At 45.3% G+C, this 19,948-nt stretch carries 18 protein-coding genes; 10 read left to right on the top strand and 8 right to left on the bottom strand.

The window, feature by feature from the left end:
- The first annotated feature begins 18 nt into the window (after positions 1-18).
- The 3 genes from ABIE27_RS20195 to ABIE27_RS20205 are packed head-to-tail and all read left to right on the top strand — an operon-like array spanning position 19 to position 3,904.
- On the top strand, positions 19-1,197 hold the full coding sequence (locus tag ABIE27_RS20195; protein WP_429351341.1) for a hypothetical protein: 1,179 nt from the start codon (positions 19-21) through the stop codon (positions 1,195-1,197).
- Between the two features lie 32 nt (positions 1,198-1,229).
- A complete protein-coding gene (locus ABIE27_RS20200; protein ID WP_123064948.1) occupies positions 1,230-2,651 on the top strand; it encodes an MBOAT family O-acyltransferase in 1,422 nt (473 codons plus the stop codon).
- Positions 2,652-2,665: 14 nt separating this feature from the next.
- The gene (locus ABIE27_RS20205; protein ID WP_123064947.1) at positions 2,666-3,904 is read left to right on the top strand and encodes an alginate O-acetyltransferase AlgX-related protein; all 1,239 of its coding nucleotides are present in this window, start codon (positions 2,666-2,668) and stop codon (positions 3,902-3,904) included.
- A 181-nt stretch (positions 3,905-4,085) separates the two neighbouring features.
- On the opposite strand, the gene ABIE27_RS20210 is transcribed toward ABIE27_RS20205, so the two are convergent.
- Positions 4,086-4,535, bottom strand: a complete 450-nt coding sequence (locus ABIE27_RS20210; RefSeq protein ID WP_123064946.1) for a hypothetical protein — start codon at positions 4,533-4,535, stop codon at positions 4,086-4,088.
- Positions 4,536-4,733: 198 nt separating this feature from the next.
- On the opposite strand from ABIE27_RS20210, the gene ABIE27_RS20215 reads away from it, so the two are divergent.
- Together ABIE27_RS20215 and ABIE27_RS20220 are read left to right on the top strand one after the other, a co-directional pair.
- Positions 4,734-5,336, top strand: coding sequence for a hypothetical protein (locus tag ABIE27_RS20215; protein WP_123064945.1), 603 nt, complete (start codon positions 4,734-4,736; stop codon positions 5,334-5,336).
- Between the two features lie 230 nt (positions 5,337-5,566).
- Positions 5,567-5,788, top strand: coding sequence for a hypothetical protein (locus ABIE27_RS20220; protein ID WP_151458080.1), 222 nt, complete (start codon positions 5,567-5,569; stop codon positions 5,786-5,788).
- 111 nt (positions 5,789-5,899) lie between these two features.
- Here ABIE27_RS20220 and ABIE27_RS20225 read toward each other — a convergent pair whose 3' ends face one another.
- Together ABIE27_RS20225 and ABIE27_RS20230 are read right to left on the bottom strand one after the other, a co-directional pair.
- Complete coding sequence (locus tag ABIE27_RS20225) at positions 5,900-6,445, bottom strand: isochorismatase family protein (protein ID WP_123064944.1); 546 nt, start codon at positions 6,443-6,445, stop codon at positions 5,900-5,902.
- Positions 6,442-6,813, bottom strand: coding sequence for an iron chaperone (locus tag ABIE27_RS20230; protein WP_123064943.1), 372 nt, complete (start codon positions 6,811-6,813; stop codon positions 6,442-6,444). The genes ABIE27_RS20225 and ABIE27_RS20230 overlap by 4 nt, the downstream gene beginning before the upstream one ends.
- Positions 6,814-7,007: 194 nt before the next feature.
- Between ABIE27_RS20230 and ABIE27_RS20235 the strand changes: the two genes are divergently transcribed.
- On the top strand, positions 7,008-8,090 hold the full coding sequence (locus ABIE27_RS20235) for a saccharopine dehydrogenase (RefSeq protein ID WP_429351342.1): 1,083 nt from the start codon (positions 7,008-7,010) through the stop codon (positions 8,088-8,090).
- 1 nt (position 8,091) lies between these two features.
- Here the strand turns inward: ABIE27_RS20235 and ABIE27_RS20240 are convergent, their stop codons facing one another.
- Complete coding sequence (locus ABIE27_RS20240; RefSeq protein WP_429351418.1) at positions 8,092-8,751, bottom strand: M48 family metallopeptidase; 660 nt, start codon at positions 8,749-8,751, stop codon at positions 8,092-8,094.
- Positions 8,752-8,912: 161 nt separating this feature from the next.
- Between ABIE27_RS20240 and ABIE27_RS20245 the strand changes: the two genes are divergently transcribed.
- Positions 8,913-9,671: a GNAT family N-acetyltransferase gene (locus ABIE27_RS20245; protein ID WP_123064941.1), complete on the top strand. Its 759-nt coding sequence runs from the start codon at positions 8,913-8,915 to the stop codon at positions 9,669-9,671.
- A gap of 390 nt (positions 9,672-10,061) precedes the next feature.
- Positions 10,062-12,563 carry a transglutaminase domain-containing protein gene (locus ABIE27_RS20250; RefSeq protein ID WP_429351343.1) on the top strand — a complete coding sequence of 834 codons (2,502 nt, stop codon included), beginning with the start codon at positions 10,062-10,064 and terminating at the stop codon, positions 12,561-12,563.
- A 150-nt stretch (positions 12,564-12,713) separates the two neighbouring features.
- On the opposite strand, the gene ABIE27_RS20255 is transcribed toward ABIE27_RS20250, so the two are convergent.
- A complete protein-coding gene (locus ABIE27_RS20255; RefSeq protein ID WP_123064939.1) occupies positions 12,714-13,616 on the bottom strand; it encodes an SDR family oxidoreductase in 903 nt (300 codons plus the stop codon).
- 229 nt (positions 13,617-13,845) lie between these two features.
- The gene (locus ABIE27_RS20260) at positions 13,846-15,222 is read right to left on the bottom strand and encodes an amino acid permease (RefSeq protein WP_123064973.1); all 1,377 of its coding nucleotides are present in this window, start codon (positions 15,220-15,222) and stop codon (positions 13,846-13,848) included.
- A gap of 238 nt (positions 15,223-15,460) precedes the next feature.
- Between ABIE27_RS20260 and ABIE27_RS20265 the strand changes: the two genes are divergently transcribed.
- Together ABIE27_RS20265 and ABIE27_RS20270 are read left to right on the top strand one after the other, a co-directional pair.
- Positions 15,461-15,829, top strand: coding sequence for a DUF6713 family protein (locus tag ABIE27_RS20265; protein WP_123064938.1), 369 nt, complete (start codon positions 15,461-15,463; stop codon positions 15,827-15,829).
- Between the two features lie 32 nt (positions 15,830-15,861).
- Positions 15,862-16,857: a DUF4003 family protein gene (locus ABIE27_RS20270; protein WP_429351344.1), complete on the top strand. Its 996-nt coding sequence runs from the start codon at positions 15,862-15,864 to the stop codon at positions 16,855-16,857.
- Between the two features lie 141 nt (positions 16,858-16,998).
- Here ABIE27_RS20270 and ABIE27_RS20275 read toward each other — a convergent pair whose 3' ends face one another.
- Both ABIE27_RS20275 and ABIE27_RS20280 read right to left on the bottom strand, forming a co-directional pair.
- A complete protein-coding gene (locus ABIE27_RS20275; RefSeq protein ID WP_123064936.1) occupies positions 16,999-18,045 on the bottom strand; it encodes a phosphotransferase in 1,047 nt (348 codons plus the stop codon).
- Positions 18,046-18,120: 75 nt separating this feature from the next.
- Positions 18,121-19,893, bottom strand: coding sequence for a SulP family inorganic anion transporter (locus ABIE27_RS20280; RefSeq protein ID WP_123064935.1), 1,773 nt, complete (start codon positions 19,891-19,893; stop codon positions 18,121-18,123).
- Between the last annotated feature and the right edge of the window lie 55 nt (positions 19,894-19,948).

The raw sequence follows: 19,948 nt of genomic DNA on the forward strand, positions 1-19,948 counted from the left end.
TATGGAGGCAAAGAAAGCATGAGTACGAAATGGCAGCAATGGCTGCTTGTCGCAATCCTCACAGGTTTATCAAGCTTATACCTCACTGCTACTGTTTCGGCCCAGCCGGATCAGCTGCAGTGGAGCGAGCGTTCCATAAAGGTGTGGGATAATGGGCCCAAAGTGCAGTCCCAGTTGAATCGTAACGACAGCTTACAGATCAACACCTCGACACAAGGTCTACAAAAAGGATATTACTCCGCCTATGTATATGAGTTGCAAAATAGGGACTGGTCGGGCTACAGCGAGTTGAGATTCTCGATTCATAGTGATTCCGATCAGACGTTGCCGCTAAACGTTGTCATCACACGAACGGATCAATCGGCACTGACGGTGGCGGACCAACGCAATGTCATCCTCATTCCCAAAGCAACCAAAGAACCGAAGCTGGTTCATCCGGTAGATGGGTTGATAAGGCTGGAGCCCGGATTTGAGGGTGAGGTTCGTGTTCCCTTTTCCAGCCTCATGGTTCGAAATCACGCAGCTACGGTTGGCCTTGTCACACCAGGGAAAATGCTGAGCTGGGGCATCACGATGACCACAACGGAAAACGCACAGCTGAATTACCGCGTTGGAAATATCAAGCTAGTTCCGAGGAAAGAAGCTACTGCAGAGAATCAATTATCTTCTGTGATGATTAAAGGTGATGAGCGAGTCGTGAAACCGGTGGCCGGTGAATCGGTTGAAACGTATACCGTTATTGGCCTGCAACCGACAGAATCGAAAGCTTCGGAAATGCCAGAAGTACATTTCCAGCTTGCTCATCCTGTACAGGGCGTAACCATCACAACGGGTGGCCTACTAACCATTGGAACGGACGCCGCAAAAGCCGATTCGGTGACTATTCGTGCGCTGGTGGATCAGAAGTGGAATCTCGATTATACCGTTAAGCTTGATCGTTCCACGGCGATGCAGATGAAGGAAGCGGATGGAACACCGCGTTTTATCCCCTCGCCAGGCCAGGTTCCCAAAGTACTGGAACCTTCCAACGTATGGTTACAACCCTGGATGGAATGGATCATTCGTATCGGTCTTCTTCTGATTGGACTCATGGTAGTTATTCCGTATTGGCTGTGGCGCAAACTTCATCACGGCTCACAAGCGGGGAAACAACGTTCGATGAATCATCGCAGGTCCAAGAGGCTATTTAAAATGTAGCTTTTTTATTCCATCTTCAAGGAGGAAAGGCAGTGCTCTTTTCCAGTGTAGTCTTCTTATTTTATTTCTTGCCGCTTGTGCTCGGGCTGTATTATATATTGCGGTTTTCTGTGACGCTGAAAAATATGTTGTTGCTTGTGGCAAGCCTGTTCTTCTACGCATGGGGTGAACCCCGCTTTGTGCTGGTTATGCTGGTCTCCATCGCACTAAATTATGTTTTCGCATTGCTCGTGGACAAGTACCGGGATCGGCGCAATGCCGCCTATACCGTTATTACCGTGATGCTGGCTGCCAATCTGGGCATGCTGTTTGTTTATAAATACCTGGCGTTTGCCCTGCGTATTGTCAATGAAAGTACAGGCTTTGGCCTCAGCATTCCGCATATTGCGTTGCCGCTCGGCATTTCCTTTTTCACCTTCCATGCGATCTCCTACGTCATTGATGTGTACCGCGGTCATGGCAGTGTGCAGAAAAATCCGTTTTATGTCGCTCTCTATATTTCCTTCTTCCCTCAGCTTGTAGCCGGGCCCATTCTGCGTTACAACATGATTGCAGACCAGATGATGCATCGGAAGGAAAGCTGGGACAAGTTCGCGGTCGGCTGCTGTCGGTTCATCGTCGGTTTGAGTAAAAAAGTGTTGTTATCCAACAGCATGGCCATTGTGGCCGATCATGCATTCAGCATGGGCGGAACAGGTGATATGGCTTCAAGCCTCGCTTGGCTGGGGGCAATCGCTTATACATTGCAGATTTATTTCGACTTCTCGGGTTATTCGGATATGGCCATTGGACTCGCGCTTATGTTTGGTTTCAAGTTTGAAGAAAACTTCAGGTATCCGTATATCTCACGCTCCATTACCGAATTCTGGCGCCGCTGGCACATCTCGCTTGGCACCTGGTTCAAGGAATATGTTTACTTCCCGCTGGGAGGATCACGCGTTAGCAATAAGGATAAAATGATCCGTAATTTGCTGGTCGTCTGGGGACTCACGGGCATCTGGCACGGGGCAGAATGGACATTTGTCATCTGGGGTCTAATCAACTTCGCGTTCATTGCACTGGAGAAAGTTTTCAACTTGGATAAAAGCACACGGTATGCTCCGCTCCGACATTTCTATGCCATGTTTGTTGTAGTCATCGGATGGGTGATTTTCCGTTCACCCGACTTGTTACAAGCCGGCAACTACCTTGGCAATATGTTCGGACTGTATGGCAATGGGTTCTGGAGTGATACGACATGGATGTTCATGAAGGAATATGCCCTTTTCTTCATTCTGGGTATTCTATTCTCCACACCACTTGCCTTACGGATGAACAAATGGATGGTGGATGGTGTACGTTTCGGTAAACCGCTTGAACTGCTTTACCCGGTGACCATTATTGCTCTGTTTCTCGTGTGTGTATCCTATCTGGTCAAAGGAACATACAATCCGTTCATTTATTTTAATTTCTGAGAGAAGGATTCCATATGCATAACTTTTTTGCTAAAAAGAGAATGACCGCCTTCCTCTTCATTCTTGTGCTCGCCACGTTCTCGATCTTGAATATTATTCATTCCTTCGGTCCGATGAAAAAAACACTGGCTTCAGCGGACTACCGTTTCTCCAATGCCAAAGGCATCATCAACGAACTGGATGCCGACATCAATGAGCATGTTTTTGAAAAGTTTGGATTCGTGGAAGCCTACGGATACTTGCAGTCACTCATGTGGAAGAACGAAGAGAACAACTTCGAGGTGGTCAAAGATACGGAGGGTAAGCTTCACTATACCTATTTTGCCACGGGGCCTACGGATACGACAGAGCTTTCTGATCGGGTTGCCGAGCTAGGGGCGCAATTGGGGGCAAAAACCAAGTTTACATATGTCATGACACCAGACAAATATGTACGTGGCTATACAACATTCCCGGAAGGCATACCTTATAATTTCAATAACGAAACGGCTGATGGCTTCCTGGATCATCTGAAGCAGAACGGAATTGACACGCTGGATCTGCGCGAAGGATTATTAGAGAGCGGCATACCGGCAAAGGATTTATTTTTCACAACCGATCATCACTGGAAAATCAAAACAGCCTTCTGGGCCTTCGGCCAGTTGGTTCATCATCTGGATGGGCTGTACAATAAGCCACTTGATCCGGATCATTATTTCACTGATATCGGCAACTACAATGTCATCCCGTATACAGATTTCTTTATCGGCTCACAAGGCCGCAAAACCGGGAAGTTTTTCGCCGGTGATGATGACTTTGACCTGATTTATCCTAAATTCAAAACCAACTATTCTTTTTATTTTAAAACAGGCGAGACGGAAGCTACCTTGAATGGTCGATTTGAGGATGCGCTACTTACGACATATCCTCTGAATGTGAAGGGTGCTACCTACGACCTGACGGCGGACAAATACTTTACGTATCTGTATGGTAATCAAGGAATCGTACATGTCGTCAACAAAGACAACCCAAACGGACTCAAGGTCATGTTTATCAAGGACTCACTCGCCGTACCTATGATTTCTTTTCTCTCAACCGTAGTCTCTGAAGTGTACCTAATTGATCCAAGGTATTATACGGGAGACATCATTGATTTTGCAAAAAAAACCGATCTGGATCATGTCTTTGTATCGATCTCTCCTCAAGACCTCGTCGATGAGTTTTTCCCTTACGGGAAGAATAAAGTGGAAGGTCAATTCACCAGCTCTAAGTAAATATCGTTCATCGAGTTGGAACATGTAAAAGGGTACTGCCTTGGCGTTCATAGCCACGGGAGCACCCTTTTACTGTATACCCAGGATAAAACGAATATCATCAGAAGAACATTCATGTTTACAACAATTATAGTCATCTCTCATATTGCTTCGTTGTATACTTCGGTATCTCTTCGTTCCTTTACAGTGTGGTCACTTCCGCCAAACCGAAATACCACTCCAGAAAGGCATTGAAATCCGCCCATTGCGGCTTGCTCTCTCCGTTCAGGAATAGTTCAATCGACTCGCCCAGTTCAACCAGCACAACCTCGCCTGTCTGACGATTATAGAAAAATCCACCTTCCCCTTCAAAGCTGTCCAGCGGAATGTACGCCTCTGGTAGTCCCAGTGTAAGTTGCGATATATGCATATCCTGCAGGTACACGGTATTCTCGATCACCCAGCAGATCTGGTAGAGCTCCTGATGTCTGCTATAAAACGTCGGTCCATCCTCTGCATGCAGGTAAAATTGTGCAAAGTCCGAGTTCAGATCGACATCCAGCTTCCGCAGTGCTTCTTCATATTCAGCCGGTACATCTTCATGCCACCAGCCTTTCACGCGGCAATGTTCAATAACTTTGGTGGATAACATCACAAGCCCCCGTTCATGAATCTATACTTCTTGTATATGTCATTGATAGATTAGAATATCCTCTACACTATATCCTCTGGAATCTCCCGGTTCAAGTCAGCTGATGAATGTTCACCTTGATATCCCTTCCATAATTAAGGTGCAACTTTCTCCCGTCAGCTTCGTCCAACTAAATGACTACATTTCGAGGAGATAACTATGAGAATAAGTTGCAGCCCCGGTTTTCCCGGCAGTATGATCGGTTCTATTGATCTGAGACCAACCAAGTATAACCAGCCTCCATCCACGACAAGTCAGATTTCTCAACATGTTGATCCTGAGTTGATTTCCATTCCCTATGTGACTGATCCCAACTTCGGATCACACTTTGATGCGATAAAGATGATGAAGGGTACATATCAGGAAGAGTTCCATCAAAGCTATGATGTAGAGTTTACGATCGATGTAGATCAAAAAGGTTATATCACACAGTTTGAACATACCTTCCAGTTAGAGCGTTACTTGGACTTGATCCGAACGCAGTCATATCGCGTCATTCAGACGAACTGGCGCGGGCAGTCCTTTCATGTGATGACTTACAGTTATATGGAAGAAGTCATTAACCCAAGCAATGTCATTTTTCGCTGTACAAATGCGGAAGATGTCTTCGTCGTAGCTGAGCTTGTCCCTTTTCGAGCAGGTGGCGTTGTGGAGCAAGCGGACAATCTATATCTCCACTTCCGTGCATTGATCTCAGCACGAGATGATCTGTATCCCATAGATTATATGTGCCAGCCCGATTTCGACTTGAATCTGGACTGATTGCATATGAGAGATATGAAAGATATGAAAGAGGAGCATAGGCTATCATGCGTCTAAGGATAGCCTATGTTCTTTTTTTGTTGCATGCATCCAACTTCACCTAAGCAAAACGAATAAAACAGACGATGATATATATAAAGTTACACTTCGTATCCCTCTGGGTGTGTACTGAAGATGAGCGGAGTTTTGCAGATTGATGATGAGTACAAAAATAAAATTAAGCTCGCTGCTTGTGCTACCGATCGCTGGCCTCCTTTCAGATTCATGGCCCGTCACCAGAAGAAAAACATATTCGTACGGAAACCGTCGCAGTCGATGCAAATGGCCGTTTCAATCTAACGGTTCGCAGTCTCGGTGTGTCTGATTTGAACATACACCTGCAGGTGAGCCCCTATTTTATGTATCTGATCCCTGCGGCCAGCAACTCCGATGTTACCTATTACTTTGAGTAGAAACCGTTGGGGAAAGAGCAGGAATCAAAAAAATCCGGATGAGTATTCATCCGGATTTTTATAAGTTTTGTTTAGCTAGAAACGAAGTGGCATCCATATTATAAACAAATACTACTTTTCAACACCCTGGGAGTACACGTCACTGAATTCATCTGTATATAGAACTTCTATGCAGCCTGACCAATTGAGAATCGAACCAATAAAATCAGGTATATCCAGTCCTTCCATGTCATAAGTCTCTTCTGTATTCACCGTACCGGCTGCATCTTCAATCAGCGTCACTTTAAAACCCTCATGTTCAGCAGTAATTGCTGTAAACAGACAACAATATTCCATGTTAAAGCCAACAATGAATACGTGCTCAACCCGCTGATCGCATAGCCATTTTTTCAAGTCACTATTACTGAAAGCACTCGGTTTGTTCTTTTCCAGGACAAGATGTTGCTTCGTATTCACAACAATTTCCAGATAATCTGCTTTCCCGCGGTAGAGTGAGGATTCTTCATGCTGCTCATCAATATGTTTAGTAAAAATAATCGGCCAATTCATCTTCTCAAAAATCGCCATGACCGATTCGATCTTTGATACAGTTGCTGATACATCTCGTTGTATGGTAAGCCCTCGCTGGACATCAAGTACAATTAGGCATTTATTCATTTCTGACTCCTCTCCACATTCTCCTTCACCCTGAATTCAACAATCTCGCGTATCAAATTCTCGGGCAACGGTTGATCAAGTGGAAACTGAACGGAGCCCTTCGCCCCCTTAAACCTGGAGAGCTGTTCCTTAAACGCCAGAATACCGCTGGGTGCAGGATAAAAGCCAATATGTTTCGTGTACGCGGCAAAATGAACCAGATTCCCATGCTGCGCATATGTAGGCATTTTGTAACTGATCTTTTCTTCAGCGAGCGGTGCTGCCTCACCAATGATCTGCCTCAGCCTCTGTAATTTTAGTTGCACATCCGCTGGAAATGAAGCGATATATTCATCCACTAGTTCCGAGTGTTGTCCGTTTTGATTCATCTTGGGCTCCTTCCGCCACATCCGTTTTAGAGTGATTCGCGGCGAGTACTATTGGCTCTATTGTACATTATCAGCATGCTAGAAAAACAACTGTTTTTCTGCAGGAGAATGCATCGGCTTGATTTTTGAGATAGATAACTTTACAATATGTTTAAACGTTCGAACATTTAAACATTTAATGGAGGGTTAACTTCATGATTACCACAAATCGGAAAATTCTTATCGCCGGCGGTTATGGCGCAGTTGGTGCACAGATTGCCCGCATCTTGCATGACAGACATGCTGATCTAGAACTGTTACTTGGAGGCCGTTCTTCTGGCAAAACACCTCCGTTTGCTTCAAACCGTGTTCACACCGTCATTGTGGATACAGCTGCACCCGATCCTCTAATCCACGTCCAAGATGACGTCTTCCTAATCATCAATGCCGTAAATGATTTACAGGATTCATTGCTCGTATCTGCCATTCGGCGAGGCATCCCGCTCATTGACGTCACTCGCTGGACAGAAGTATTTCATCAGGCACATCACACGGTAAAACAAGAAGAACTACGCTCTCCTGTTATTTTGTCTTCCGGCTGGATGGGCGGAACAGCTTCCTTATTTGCCATGATGCTTGCTGAGAACCTTAATCATGTGGAGATGAATATCAGTGCTTTGTATTCGCTCCGGGACAAAGCGGGGCCTGACTCCGTTACTTTTATGGATCGGATGAGCATCCCTTTTCAGATCACTGAATTGAATACACAGCGTGAAGTTTATCCAATGACTGATCCGCTTCCTGTCACTTTTCCTGGAGGATACCGAACACCATGTTACAGGCTCGATACACCGGATCACGTTACGCTTCCACGGCAGAGCCACATCGATGCTTCCAGCTTCCGCATTGCCTTTGATCATAAATTATCCACGTACGCACTTGCGAGTATGGTCAAAACTGGAATTTGGAGCATGATTAGTGGTGAACGGTTTACGCCCCTCAGACGCAAGTTGCTCTACAACCCGGGAAACGGCGGCGCCCATCATCTTGTCATCGAACTGAATGGTATGGATAACTCGGGTAAACAGGTGAAGCGCAGGTTAACCGTCTCCGATCCTCAGGGACAGTCCCATCTCACAGCACTCGGTGCTGCTATTCAGGCGGATAAGCTGCTTCGCTTGCCTGCTGACAAGCCGATGGCTGCAGGAATTTATTATCCTGAGCATTGGCTGGATCACCATACGGATCGGGATGCCGCTGTACAATTTTACACAGAACATGGTGTTCAACTCGGTTAACCTACAACGTCATGGCTCGGCCATTGCGCATGAGATAATCTTCTTTTTCCTTGTAATTCGGCATAATACTACCTACCCGCCGCCAGAACGAGCGGTCATGATTCATATGATGAATATGGCACAGCTCATGGATAATGACATAATCAATAACTTCTGGCGGTGCCATGGCAAGGCGGTAATTAAACGTCAGCTTTTTGTCCCAGCTGCAGCTCCCCCATTTCGTGGGAGAGTCTACGATGTCGATGGACTTCGGCTTCACCTTCAGCTCCTGCTGATAACGTATAATTCGTTGCCCAATCATGCGTTTGCATTCGGCAAAATAAAACTTTTTCAAATTCGATCGCAGTTCCTCTTCCGTTAATCCCTCCACCGGAATTAATTGATGCAAGGCATGGGCTTTGCCAAAGAGCAAAAATGACCCTTTGCCCTCATTCTCATATTCTTTGGCTTGAGGACCATCCAGCACTTGCTGCATGCGAGCTGACTTTTGTACAATCTCAGTTCCATGCTGCATAACCAGTCGCCGGATCACTTCCTCACTCGCGCCATTGGGAGCCTTAATGGTGACCATGTATGGCAGTTCCATGGTGATGGAGGCCTTTTTTCGTTTACCGAATTCGATATGACATGTAATTATTCGACCCTGAATCTCTATGTTAATCATGTTTATTTGTACTCCATTTCCACAAATTGATCTCTTTGTCGATTATACCATTCAGATGCATAACATCCGAACAATCCGTATTGAATTTTTATACATTTTATGTATTATTATTTAATCCAGTTATTATATCGCCTATATCCTATGTTAGGAGGATCAGCATGTATGCAACAGAGCATAAACATCGTCTAATTGAAGAACTGACTCTCAACCACTGGCAACCTTTATCAACCTCATTGTATGACGGTTGGGTGCTGCGTTTTGCCAAAGGATATTCAAAACGTGCCAACTCCGTTCAACCGATCTACCCTTCTACTCTGGATGTGCATGAGAAGATCAGGGCATGTGAGAATATCTACAGTTCGAACCGGTTAAATACCGTTTTTAAAATAACACCGTTCGTTCAGCCCGAAGAATTGGATCAACTTTTACAAGATAAAGGTTATGTCGTTGTAGATAAAACGCTCGTACAGCTTCGAGAGCTGAAGAATCTGAAAGTTCCTGAACATTTGGAGGTACACATCAATGAGCAGTTAACGGAGGAATGGTTGCATCATTTTTGCCGTTTAAATGCGGTCAATGAAGAGTTCCGGGGAACCATGATACAGATGTTACTCAATGTCCGTGCAATGACGGGTTTCATCACACTGTCTGTTGACGGCTGTATAGCGGCTTGTGGGCTGGGTGTGGTTGAACGTGGATTCATTGGACTACATGACATCATTACAGATCCGGACTACCGTAACCGCGGTCTGGCGGAGCAGATGATTCTGCATTTGTTGCATTGGGGAAAAAGCCATGGTGCTAATTCAAGCTATCTGCAAGTGGTCGAGGGCAATGCAGCCGCACGGCGACTATATGCAAAATTGGGATATACCGATGCCTATCCGTATTGGTACAGGGTTAAGAATTATACATAGAAAGTTTCAGCATGTGGAGTAATTTCTACTAAAGCTAACAGGCCTCTCTTATATATTAAGAATTATATATTAAGAAAGGCTATTTCTAATTTCTCCTCAACTGCTCAATCGTTGAGATTTATCTGTTCAAGTTGCGTTCGATTTGTTTCCATTCGCCTAACCCATCGAGCTGAATCCAATACACCATGATTTTCCCTTCTATCATCGTTTCTGTATAAAAAATGCTGGACTGTTCTACCTACGTATAGGTCTACGAATCCCCTACACCTGCCTTGACAATAAGTAGGTATGACCATAAACTATCAAAGGTATTAGGAAATTAATAGGAGGTTAACAAGGTAAGAGGATTGAAAATAAGTTATACCTAGAATAAGTAGAAAGCGGTGTACCATGAAACGACTATTTTTTATGATGTTTGCCCTCACCCTGCTTCTGGCTGGTTGCCAGAGTAATAATCAGGAAAGCAGCCCCACAGATAACAAATCAACCGAACCCAAGCAAGGCTCCAGCATTTTAAGTTTGAAAGAGAAGTATGGCACAGCCTCGGAAAAAGCAATTATGCCTATGTATAATGTAGCGCAGGATGAAGAATTTACGTTTAAGTTTAAAGGCGATTTGAGCAAAATAGATTATTATTCCCATGATATTATCTCAGTACATACCGATATTAAAGGACTCGAAGCCAGTAAAGTAAGATGGTTGGTAGACTATAAAGATAATAGTGTTTCTGTAAAACCAATGAGCTGGGGTGTTCTGAGTTCCGATTCCATGCGAATCAAGGGGCAAAGTAGTTGGGGCGGAGCTCCAATCTATTATATTCGCCTAAACTATGATCCGGATGCAGAGAATCCCACTTTGCTTGATGAACCCATCATTATACCTTTTACTGTAAAGTCTGAGCTTCCGGTACCTAATCTTAGATATGAGATCGACAAAGACAGACGGTTCAAGCTGGTCTGGGATAAGGTTGAAGGCGCAACCGGATACAAGATATATAACCGTTTAGATTTTCGAGGTAATATTTTTGATAATACGAATCTCCCTCTCCCAGGGGCAGAGCGCGCTTATGATGACACCACTCCTTTGTTTGTCACGACAACAACCGAAACGACATTTAACGACTTTATGAAGGATGGGCGTGGCGGACTGGGATTTTATGATGACATTATTACATCGCATCAAAATCTTGGGCTCAAAGGAGAATACTACGTTACCGCAATCGGGAACGGCAAGGAATCGAATTTCAGTAACGGAGTGGCTACAGCCCCGCTAGCAACCCAATTACCTTCGGCTACGAAAGAACAACTCTATCTCAACAAATTGAAAAACGTGAACGAACTGCCTCAGAAAATAACCGTAGAGTACAATGACGGCTCGCTGGCCCGCGAAACGGTTGTCTATGATGCGGCTAATGTAAAGATTTCAGAGTTTAATGAAACTGACATTCCCTTCCATGTCAAGGGAACAGCACTTAAAAGCTACGTCCGCGTAGAGAATGTCACTCAGGAAGATCTAGATAAGCTTACACAGCAACGTGTGGCCGATTCCAGTAACGGATTCGTAGAGCCTAAAAACAATACACCTTATGTACCTGCACCGGATGTGCCAACGATTATTAAAAATAATGATACACCGTCAGAAGTTGAAGAACATTCAGACTCATCCTCTGCTACAACGGAGAACAATGACACTACCCGCGAAGAAGCTGCCGATCAGACGGTAAGCGAATCTGCGAGTGATCCCTCGAAAGAGACATCCGCTCCGGAAACAGATACAGATGCAGCAAAAGATACAGATTCCCAGCAAAACCTTGTCGACGAGCAGAAGTCCAATACCGAGCAAAATGTAGAACAAGGCAATCAAGAGATTGTCCCTGAGCCAGCTACTGGCGATGATTTCATGAACGCAGATTCTGCGCTGGAAGAAGTTTTGGCTAAAAATATGATTGCCGCTCAGGACAGTATCTCCCTGAAAGCTTTTCCTGAAGCTCAGAATTTCACAACACTTTCGGATGTTGTCTTGAAAGTCATGTACCAGAATCCACTGATTCTTGGGGTAGAAGGCTTTGAATATAACTATGGCACACTGACCCTTTCCATTCATTACAACGAAACGGCTGCAGATATCCAGAAAAAACAAAATGAGATTATCGCCAAAGCCCAAGAGGTTGTTGCTTCTATTATTAAACAAGGCATGAGCGATGATGAGAAACGCAAAGTCATCTACGATTATTTGAACGACAATGCAAAATATGATGACGCTGCGCTCAAAAATGCAGAGCAAAACAACTTCAAACACGTTGACGCACAGTTTAACGACTCGTTTACCACCTATGGTATTCTCGTTAAAGGCGTCGGCGTATGTGCAAGTTATGCTTCTGTATACAAGCTGCTCTCAGATCTGTCCGGCTTAGAGAGTATCGTGGTTACGGGAGCATCCAGCGGCGTACCTCATGCATGGAACAAGGTGAAAATCGGAAACGAGTGGTTAAACGTTGATGCAACCAATAATTTGACCAACTCCGGAATTCCTTATTTCTTGTACAATGCCAATGATGAGACAGCTGCAAGTCAGAAGACAATCGCGGACAAAGATTACTGGATCGATTCCGAACTCGGGTTGTTCAAAGGCGAAAGCGACGCCAATGATTATTATGTACAAAACGGGCTTGAAGTTGATTCAATTAACGATTATAAGAGCAAAACCGAGACACACTTGAAAAAAGGAGAGGCTTCTGTCGTGCTCAGGTTTGCCTCACCTGTTGACTTCGATGAACTATTGAATGCAACAACTGAAGCGGTGACTGCTGTGAATGAAGCATTACTGGATAACGCGGAGCTCGCCACACTAGGGAGCTATGTACTACTGGAAACGAAGTCGGAGCAGAAATAAATCAACTTCTGATGGTACACAACACATCCAAACAGGCCAACGCAGAGCGACTCTGCCTTGGCCTGTTTGTTTTGGCAACTTCATGGAATGGATTGATCTCCTGATCTACTGTAACGAGGTTATCTCGAGATAATATATAGCGTTATCTGCTTATGGACTAACCGTACCACCATTGGCATTCAAAGTCTCTCCGCTCACATAGCTGGATTCCTGACTCGCCAGGAATACGTACGCTGGAGCCATCTCGGCAGGCTGTCCTGCCCGGCCAAGCGGTGTGTTGCTGCCGAATTCAGCCAGTTTCTCTACAGGTTGTCCACCAACAACCTGCAATGGAGTCCATACTGGACCTGGTGCGACAACGTTCACACGAATGCCTTTGCTGCCGACTTGCTGGGCGAGTGCTTTACTGAAGGTATTAATGGAAGCTTTTGTCGTTGCATAATCCAGCAAAATCGGAGACGGTTTATACGCCTGAATCGACGAAGTGTTGATAATCGAACCGCCTGCTTTCATATGTTTGACTGCTGCTTTGTTGAGCCAGAACATGGAATAGACATTCGTTTTGAACGTTGCATCGAATTGTTCCGTTGTCAGGTCTTCGATCTGCTCGACAAACTGCTGTTTGCCCGCGACATTCGCCAGAATGTCAATACCCCCAAGTTCTCTGACCGCCGTTTCGATCAGTTCCTCACAGTATTTCTCATCCTTTAGATCACCTGGAACAGCGACAGCTCTTCGGCCTGCTTCCTCGATCAGTTGCACTACTTCCTTGGCATCTGCTTCCTCTTCTGGCAAATAGGAGAGTACAATGTCCGCACCTTCACGCGCATAGGCAATGGCTGCCGCCCGGCCAATCCCGCTATCCGCACCGGTAACGACCGCTTTACGCCCTGTAAGACGCCCGCTCCCTTTGTATGTTTTTTCACCGCAATCCGGAACTGGAGTCATCTCGCGCTGCAATCCCGGCTCATCCTGCTGCTGTTTCCAATCCTTCGTTGCCTTCGGATATTGTGTCGTTGGATCTTGAATCGAATGCTGATCTTGCGTAGCCATGTTTGGTTCCTCCTCGGTTCATATTTATGTGTTGTGAATTTCATGTGTGTAAAGGTTCACTCTTTCCTTTGTAACCGAGTTGTCCGTTATTTAAACTAAAAAAACACTCCTTCAACATACGGGACTCTTGGCGAGTCACCCGAGTATGTTGAAGAAGTGCATCATCATTGTTGCTACACAGGTAGCTTATCATTGGTTAAACGGATTACATTACAGTTGTAATTATTGTTTATTTGGAATCGTTAGCTCTGGACTGCCGACCGCCGATGCCAAATACGTAATAACCAACCACCACAATCGCCATAAAAGTCGCACCAACAATTAACGGCAGACGTGTATCCGGGTTAAAGGCCATACCGATAATGACCAGAATGAGATACACAATAATGATGTAATTGCTGATCGGGAACCATTTTGACTTGAAGTTATGCTCCGCGAGTTCCTGCCCCCAGCGCTTTCTGAATCTAAACTGACTGAACGCCAGAGCAAACCAAGGCACCATTCCCGGCAATACACTGGCGCTGTAAATGTACAGGAATAGCTTCGAATCCGGCATCAGATAATTAAGTACAACTCCGATCAGAAGAAGAGAGATAGTCACTACGATACTGTTGCGGGGAACCCCGCCTTTGGACAACTTTTTGAAAAAAGCGGGCGCTTGTCCGTTCTCTGCCAGTGTGTATAACATCCGTCCTGCGCTGTAGATCCCGCTGTTACATCCCGACATCGCTGCTGTCAGCACCACGAAGTTAATAATACCCGCCGCTGCAACAATGCCGACTTTGGCAAAGGTAAGCACGAATGGACTTCCCGTCTCCCCTACCTCGTTCCACGGATACAGCGTAACAATTACAAATATCGCACCTACGTAGAAAATGAGAATACGCCACACGATGTTTTTGATCGCTTTGCGCAGCGTATACTTCGGATTTTCGGCTTCGCCAGCCGTAATTCCGACCATCTCCACACCCTGATAGGCAGCTGTGACGATGCATAGCGCAAACAGGAATCCTTTGATGCCTCCCGGGAAAAAGCCTCCGTGACTAATCAGATTGGACAAGCCAATCGGCTCTCCTCCATTCCCCCATCCGAAGAATATAAGACCTGTTCCGATGATAATCATCGCCACAATCGCGGTCACCTTGATCATCGCAAACCAGAACTCGAATTCGCCATAAAACTTGACCGCCGCCAGATTGGCTGCTGCAATAATGAGAACACCTGCGAGTGCTGGAATCCACTGCGGAATATCCGGGAACCAGTATCCCACGTAAATTCCAATAGCCGTAACTTCTGCCATGCCCACCGTGATCCACAGGAACCAATAACTCCAGGCCGTTAAGAACCCGGCAAGCGGGCCAATATATTTGTGAGCAAATGTTGCAAACGAACCGGTCACCGGCTCCTGAATCAACATCTCCCCCATAATACGCATAACAAAAAAGATAATGATCCCGGCCAGCAAATAGGCCAGTAGCACAGATGGCCCTGCCCATTTGATCGTGCTTGCCGATCCCATGAATAACCCGACGCCAATCGTACCGCCGAGCGCAATCAGCTCAACATGACGGGGTTTCAGCCCTCTCGATAGTTCCTTTGATTCCAAGTGATTCTCCCCTTTTCTCATAAACAGCTTCCTAATGTTATTCCATTTCAATCCATTCACATTAACGCAATGCAGAATTACTTCACCAAATTGTACGAGATGTGAAGCAGAAATACAATATGGATTATGAGGAATTGAAGAACAGCTCTGTTACTGGAACCTTTCCCATGGCAATAACGTATGAGTTTTAATGCCCTTCACAAATAGATCCATGAAAATCTGAAATAGGAGAATGAAGATGCCAAGCTTGTTATTGATCTTATTTCTGTTTAACCTTTCGCTATTTCTACTGCATGAAATGGATGCGATCCGACGGTCCGAATGGAAATTGTTTATCGTGTTAAAAGATATGGAAGCAGAAAAAGCATATACATATTTCACCTGGATTCATCTTCCACTGTATACGATCATCTTCTCACTTCTTTTCAGTTCCTACCAGACCTTAACATTCTGGGTACTAGATGTGTTTTTTATCATACATACCGTGTTACACTTCTTTTTCGAAAAGCATCCTCAGAACGGATTTAAAAATAGGTTCTCCAGATCGTTGATCTATCCAATGGGATGCATTGCACTGCTTCATATCATATTCCTCATGTTGAAATAAACATACGAAACGAACCATTAGGAGGGTTACACATGCAACCACAACAGCTGGAAAAAGCCGAATTATTCGTGGCTAACACCCTAATTCTCAAGAAACCATTCAAATGGCAGCACCCGATCATGCGTCGTCTGGCAGCCTTGCTCTATGTTGTGGAAAATAAAAGTATAGATCCAGAAGCCATTCAGCAAAGCAATGACCTGATGAAACAGCATACCAAACGTTTCTCTGCATTTAGAGGCCCTTCCTCCTTTCATATTGCAGCTATGCTTTCTCTGACAACGGATCAACTTACAAGACTGCAACATACGATTCAGGTCCATGATTTAATGAAAGAAATCAAGTTCCGCAACTCTGATTACCTGGTGATGGCTGCCTATCAGATCGCTGCTCAAGTGCCGCCCGATCAATTTCAGCATACCGTGGAACGCGCCAAATCATTCTACGACCGTATGAAAGAAGAGCATCCCTTCCTCACAGGGCATGATGATTATATTTTCACAGTAATGTTAGCCTTCTCTGATCTGGAAGTGGACACCGCTATCGCGCATATGGAGCAGTTTTATCGGGAGTTAAAGCCTAACTTTTCCGCGAAAAACAGCGTGCAGACCTTAACACACATTCTCGTTATCGGGGATGGCGGCCCTGAGGTTAGTGAACGTTTGCTGGCTTTAAGCGAGGCTTTCCGTTCAAGGAATCTTCGGATGGATAAAACGTACACATTGCCTTCACTCGCACTATTTGCATTATTGCCAGCAGAGATCGACTTGCTGGTAGATCAGGTTGTTGAGACGTATGACTGGTTAAGAATCCAAGAGGGTTTTGGGGCTTGGTCCATAAACAAACAGGAGTTGTTGCTGTTCTCGTCTGCATTGACTGCACTTCAACATGTGGAGCGTCTACAGAATGAGATCCTCACATCTTCCATGTCCACAACGATTACCAACATTATCGCCGCTCAGCAAGCAGCCATGAACGCAGCCGTTGCTGGAGCGGCAGCCGCTGCAGCTACCTCTTCCACTCAATCGTAGTTGACATCGGTAGCTCAAAATTGCGTCTGGCTTTGTTTTTAATTCTAGCAAGGCCAACATATAGATAAAAAACGATTATGTGAGTAAACGCGCATAATCGTTTTTTTAACAGTTATTTTCATTTAGATATGATTCGGTTCACTACACGATCCCCATCCCACGAAATTCCTCCAAAAAGTCATTCAGCCAATCTTCGCCATAATCCAGCGCACCCATATCATTTTCGATGAAAGCAACGTCCAGACCCATCACCCAGAACCTACGAGCGATAACAAACAAATCAATCGCCTGTTCGTCTGCATCCGTAAAATTTCGAACCGAGCGGTATCCTTTCATCAACGCATCCCATAGCTTTTGTTTTTGCTCCGAATCACCCGACTGCCGTTTCCGAACTTTCACTTGAGCCAGATCATACGCACGCCATCCCGGAGCAGCCCATTCAAAATCATAATGGATGAAGCGTTCTTGCCGCTCAAACACATTGTTGTTTCCATGCATATCGCCATGGCATAAGCCGTAGTCCAGACCTGATCTGGAGACGGCAACAATCTTTTCTTTTAACACGTTAGCAAACGCTTGCAAAAATGCTGTTTCCTTATGAGCTTCTCCAATATAACGAATGATTCGCTCCAGTGGCTCATCGATGAGAAATTTCGTATCCAGCTTAAACCTTGCAATGTCTGACTCCAACTCCGTTACTGACGCTGACACTTGTTCTTGTTCTCGCTCTGGTTCCAGATTAATCCGATCCATAGCCTGGTGCAGTTCAGCAGCAGACCGGCCAAAAGCGTAGCAGGAATGCTCATCCTTCAGATTGTTCTCCGTTCCCTCGATATAATGAAAGATAACAGCTGCCCGCTTCCCTTCAGCTGCATCCAGCATGATATAATCAGTCTGCGCCTTCGTTGGTACAAATTCTCCCACCTTAGTGTATTCGCTCGTAACCAATCTTTCTTTTAGTGCAGTCAGCACACTAAGTTCATAATGAACATCTGCTTCTGATACCTCGGTGCGATATACACGCAATATATACGTTTCTTGGCTTGTTCGTACCCGGTAAGTGTCATTCAAACCTCGAAGCCAAAACTTGCATTCTTCCCACGTTCCGATATCATAATGTGCCTGTAATGCCCACTCCAGATATGCCGGACTGAGCACTGAACGCAAAGCCGTTGGATGATTATACATAGTCAAGTTCCTTCCTGTCTGATATTTCGTCAATATACTTAATATATAACATACAGGAATTTATTGGAACGGTTATTAAGGAGCCGTTTTACCGGTTACGACTTTCCACTTTTGCTTCTGCTCAGGCTTAGGCTCCAACCCACAACCAGACAAAGCCGCACACTCCCGAAACGCCAAATGTTTGCATCCCTTACACTTTTCTTCGTTTAGATGCCTTAATGCATAGGTTATAGCTTCTCCCGTATGTTCAAACCGATGTGCCGGATCTAACCGTTCCAGCAAACCTGTTCGTTTCAGCATTTCGAGCGGCTGCTCCTGAAGGCCTGACAACAGTACTATCCCGCCTGAACGTTCAAAATGTTTGATTAAACTAGCCAGGTTAGCCTCTCCTGTTGTATCTATAAAAGGAACTTTCCCCATGCGCAACAAGAGCATACCCGGACGCTCCGGAAGTGAATCCATAACCGATTTTTCAAACATATCCGCTGCACCAAAAAATAACGGCCCTTCGATCGTATACAAGCTGATCTGTGGACAATCATGTCCCTCCCGTACCATATGAGCCATAACCTTCTCATGTTTATGATCCGGATCAGGCAGTACCTTGGCCACTTTCAGCATCTCGCTCATTCGTTTCACAAATAGAATGACCGCCAGAATCAATCCCACCTCCACCGCAGTCGTAAGGCTCGTGAATACAGTAAGAAGAAAGGTCAAAAGCAACACAAGTGAATCCCCCGTTTTGGTTCGCAGTACATAAGCAAAGGATTTTCGTTCGCTCATATTCCAGGCCACCAACATCAGAACCGGCGCCATACTGGCAAGCGGTATATGGGATGCATACGGTGCAAATAAAATCAGAACAAGCAAAACAACAACACCATGAATTACGCCCGATAATGGAGACACTGCACCCGATTTAATATTTGTTGCTGTACGAGCAATGGCTCCTGTCGCTGGGATTCCACCGAACAATGGTGTGACAAGGTTGGCAACCCCCTGCCCGATCAGTTCCCGGTTGCTGTTATGGCGGCTGCCCGTCATACCGTCAGCGACAACGGCGGACAACAGCGATTCAATACCACCGAGCATAGCAATGACAAAAGCAGGTTGCAGCAGATTCACGATACGCTCCCATGTGACCTCCGGCAGGTGGAATCCAGGTAAGGTTCCAGGAATTGTACCGAAAGATGAGCCAATCGTAGCCACCTGATCTTTGAAGAAGACGGCTGCAACAACGGTCGAGCATATCAGACCCAGCAGGGAAGCAGGCACTTTGGGTGCAAACTTCGGCACAAGCAGAAGAACAGCCAGGCACACCCCCGCTGTCAGCAAACTGTATATATTAATCGTCCCAATGTGCATCCCGATCTCTTTCATATTGGAGTAAAAATCCTCATGTTTCGTGACACCCGTAAGTCCCAGCACATTCACGATCTGTCCACTAAAAATCAAAACAGCGATGCCTGCTGTAAAGCCAATCGTCACGGGTCTTGGAATGAATTTAATTAATGCTCCGAGTTTGAATACCCCCATAACTATGAGCATCAGTCCAGCCATCATGCCAGCAATGAGCAAATTTTCATAACCATACTGCATGACAATGGCAAAAAGGATCGGAATGAATGCTCCTGTTGGCCCACCGATCTGAAATTTGGAACCGCCCAGCAGTGAAATCAAAATACCTGCAATAATGGTGGTATACAATCCATATTCCGGCTTGACTCCAGAAGCGATGGCAAAAGCCATACCCAGAGGAATCGCAATAATACCTACAATCAGCCCCGATATCAGATCCTTGCGAAAATCAGCTATTCGATAACCCGCATATCTCCCGATGCCTTTCATGCTCCATAACCTTCTTTTCTTCATATATTTGAATATTTGAATATAAAGTGAACAC

It is taken from the genome of Paenibacillus sp. 4624, assembly GCF_050435065.1.
GTDB lineage: Bacteria > Bacillota > Bacilli > Paenibacillales > Paenibacillaceae > Paenibacillus > Paenibacillus amylolyticus_D.

What these genes read in the sequence shown, in the direction of transcription:
- ABIE27_RS20235 (WP_429351342.1), top strand. Translation starts at nt 7,008, where the DNA reads ATGATTACCACAAATCGGAAAATTCTTATCGCCGGCGGTTATGGCGCA.
- ABIE27_RS20225 (WP_123064944.1), bottom strand. Translation starts at nt 6,445, where the DNA reads ATGAATAAATGCCTAATTGTACTTGATGTCCAGCGAGGGCTTACCATA.
- ABIE27_RS20280 (WP_123064935.1), bottom strand. Translation starts at nt 19,893, where the DNA reads ATGAAAGGCATCGGGAGATATGCGGGTTATCGAATAGCTGATTTTCGC.
- ABIE27_RS20215 (WP_123064945.1), top strand. Translation starts at nt 4,734, where the DNA reads ATGAGAATAAGTTGCAGCCCCGGTTTTCCCGGCAGTATGATCGGTTCT.
- ABIE27_RS20205 (WP_123064947.1), top strand. Translation starts at nt 2,666, where the DNA reads ATGCATAACTTTTTTGCTAAAAAGAGAATGACCGCCTTCCTCTTCATT.
- ABIE27_RS20210 (WP_123064946.1), bottom strand. Translation starts at nt 4,535, where the DNA reads ATGTTATCCACCAAAGTTATTGAACATTGCCGCGTGAAAGGCTGGTGG.
- ABIE27_RS20245 (WP_123064941.1), top strand. Translation starts at nt 8,913, where the DNA reads ATGTATGCAACAGAGCATAAACATCGTCTAATTGAAGAACTGACTCTC.
- ABIE27_RS20270 (WP_429351344.1), top strand. Translation starts at nt 15,862, where the DNA reads ATGCAACCACAACAGCTGGAAAAAGCCGAATTATTCGTGGCTAACACC.
- ABIE27_RS20275 (WP_123064936.1), bottom strand. Translation starts at nt 18,045, where the DNA reads ATGTATAATCATCCAACGGCTTTGCGTTCAGTGCTCAGTCCGGCATAT.
- ABIE27_RS20255 (WP_123064939.1), bottom strand. Translation starts at nt 13,616, where the DNA reads ATGGCTACGCAAGATCAGCATTCGATTCAAGATCCAACGACACAATAT.
- ABIE27_RS20265 (WP_123064938.1), top strand. Translation starts at nt 15,461, where the DNA reads ATGCCAAGCTTGTTATTGATCTTATTTCTGTTTAACCTTTCGCTATTT.
- ABIE27_RS20250 (WP_429351343.1), top strand. Translation starts at nt 10,062, where the DNA reads ATGAAACGACTATTTTTTATGATGTTTGCCCTCACCCTGCTTCTGGCT.
- ABIE27_RS20230 (WP_123064943.1), bottom strand. Translation starts at nt 6,813, where the DNA reads ATGAATCAAAACGGACAACACTCGGAACTAGTGGATGAATATATCGCT.
- ABIE27_RS20195 (WP_429351341.1), top strand. Translation starts at nt 19, where the DNA reads ATGAGTACGAAATGGCAGCAATGGCTGCTTGTCGCAATCCTCACAGGT.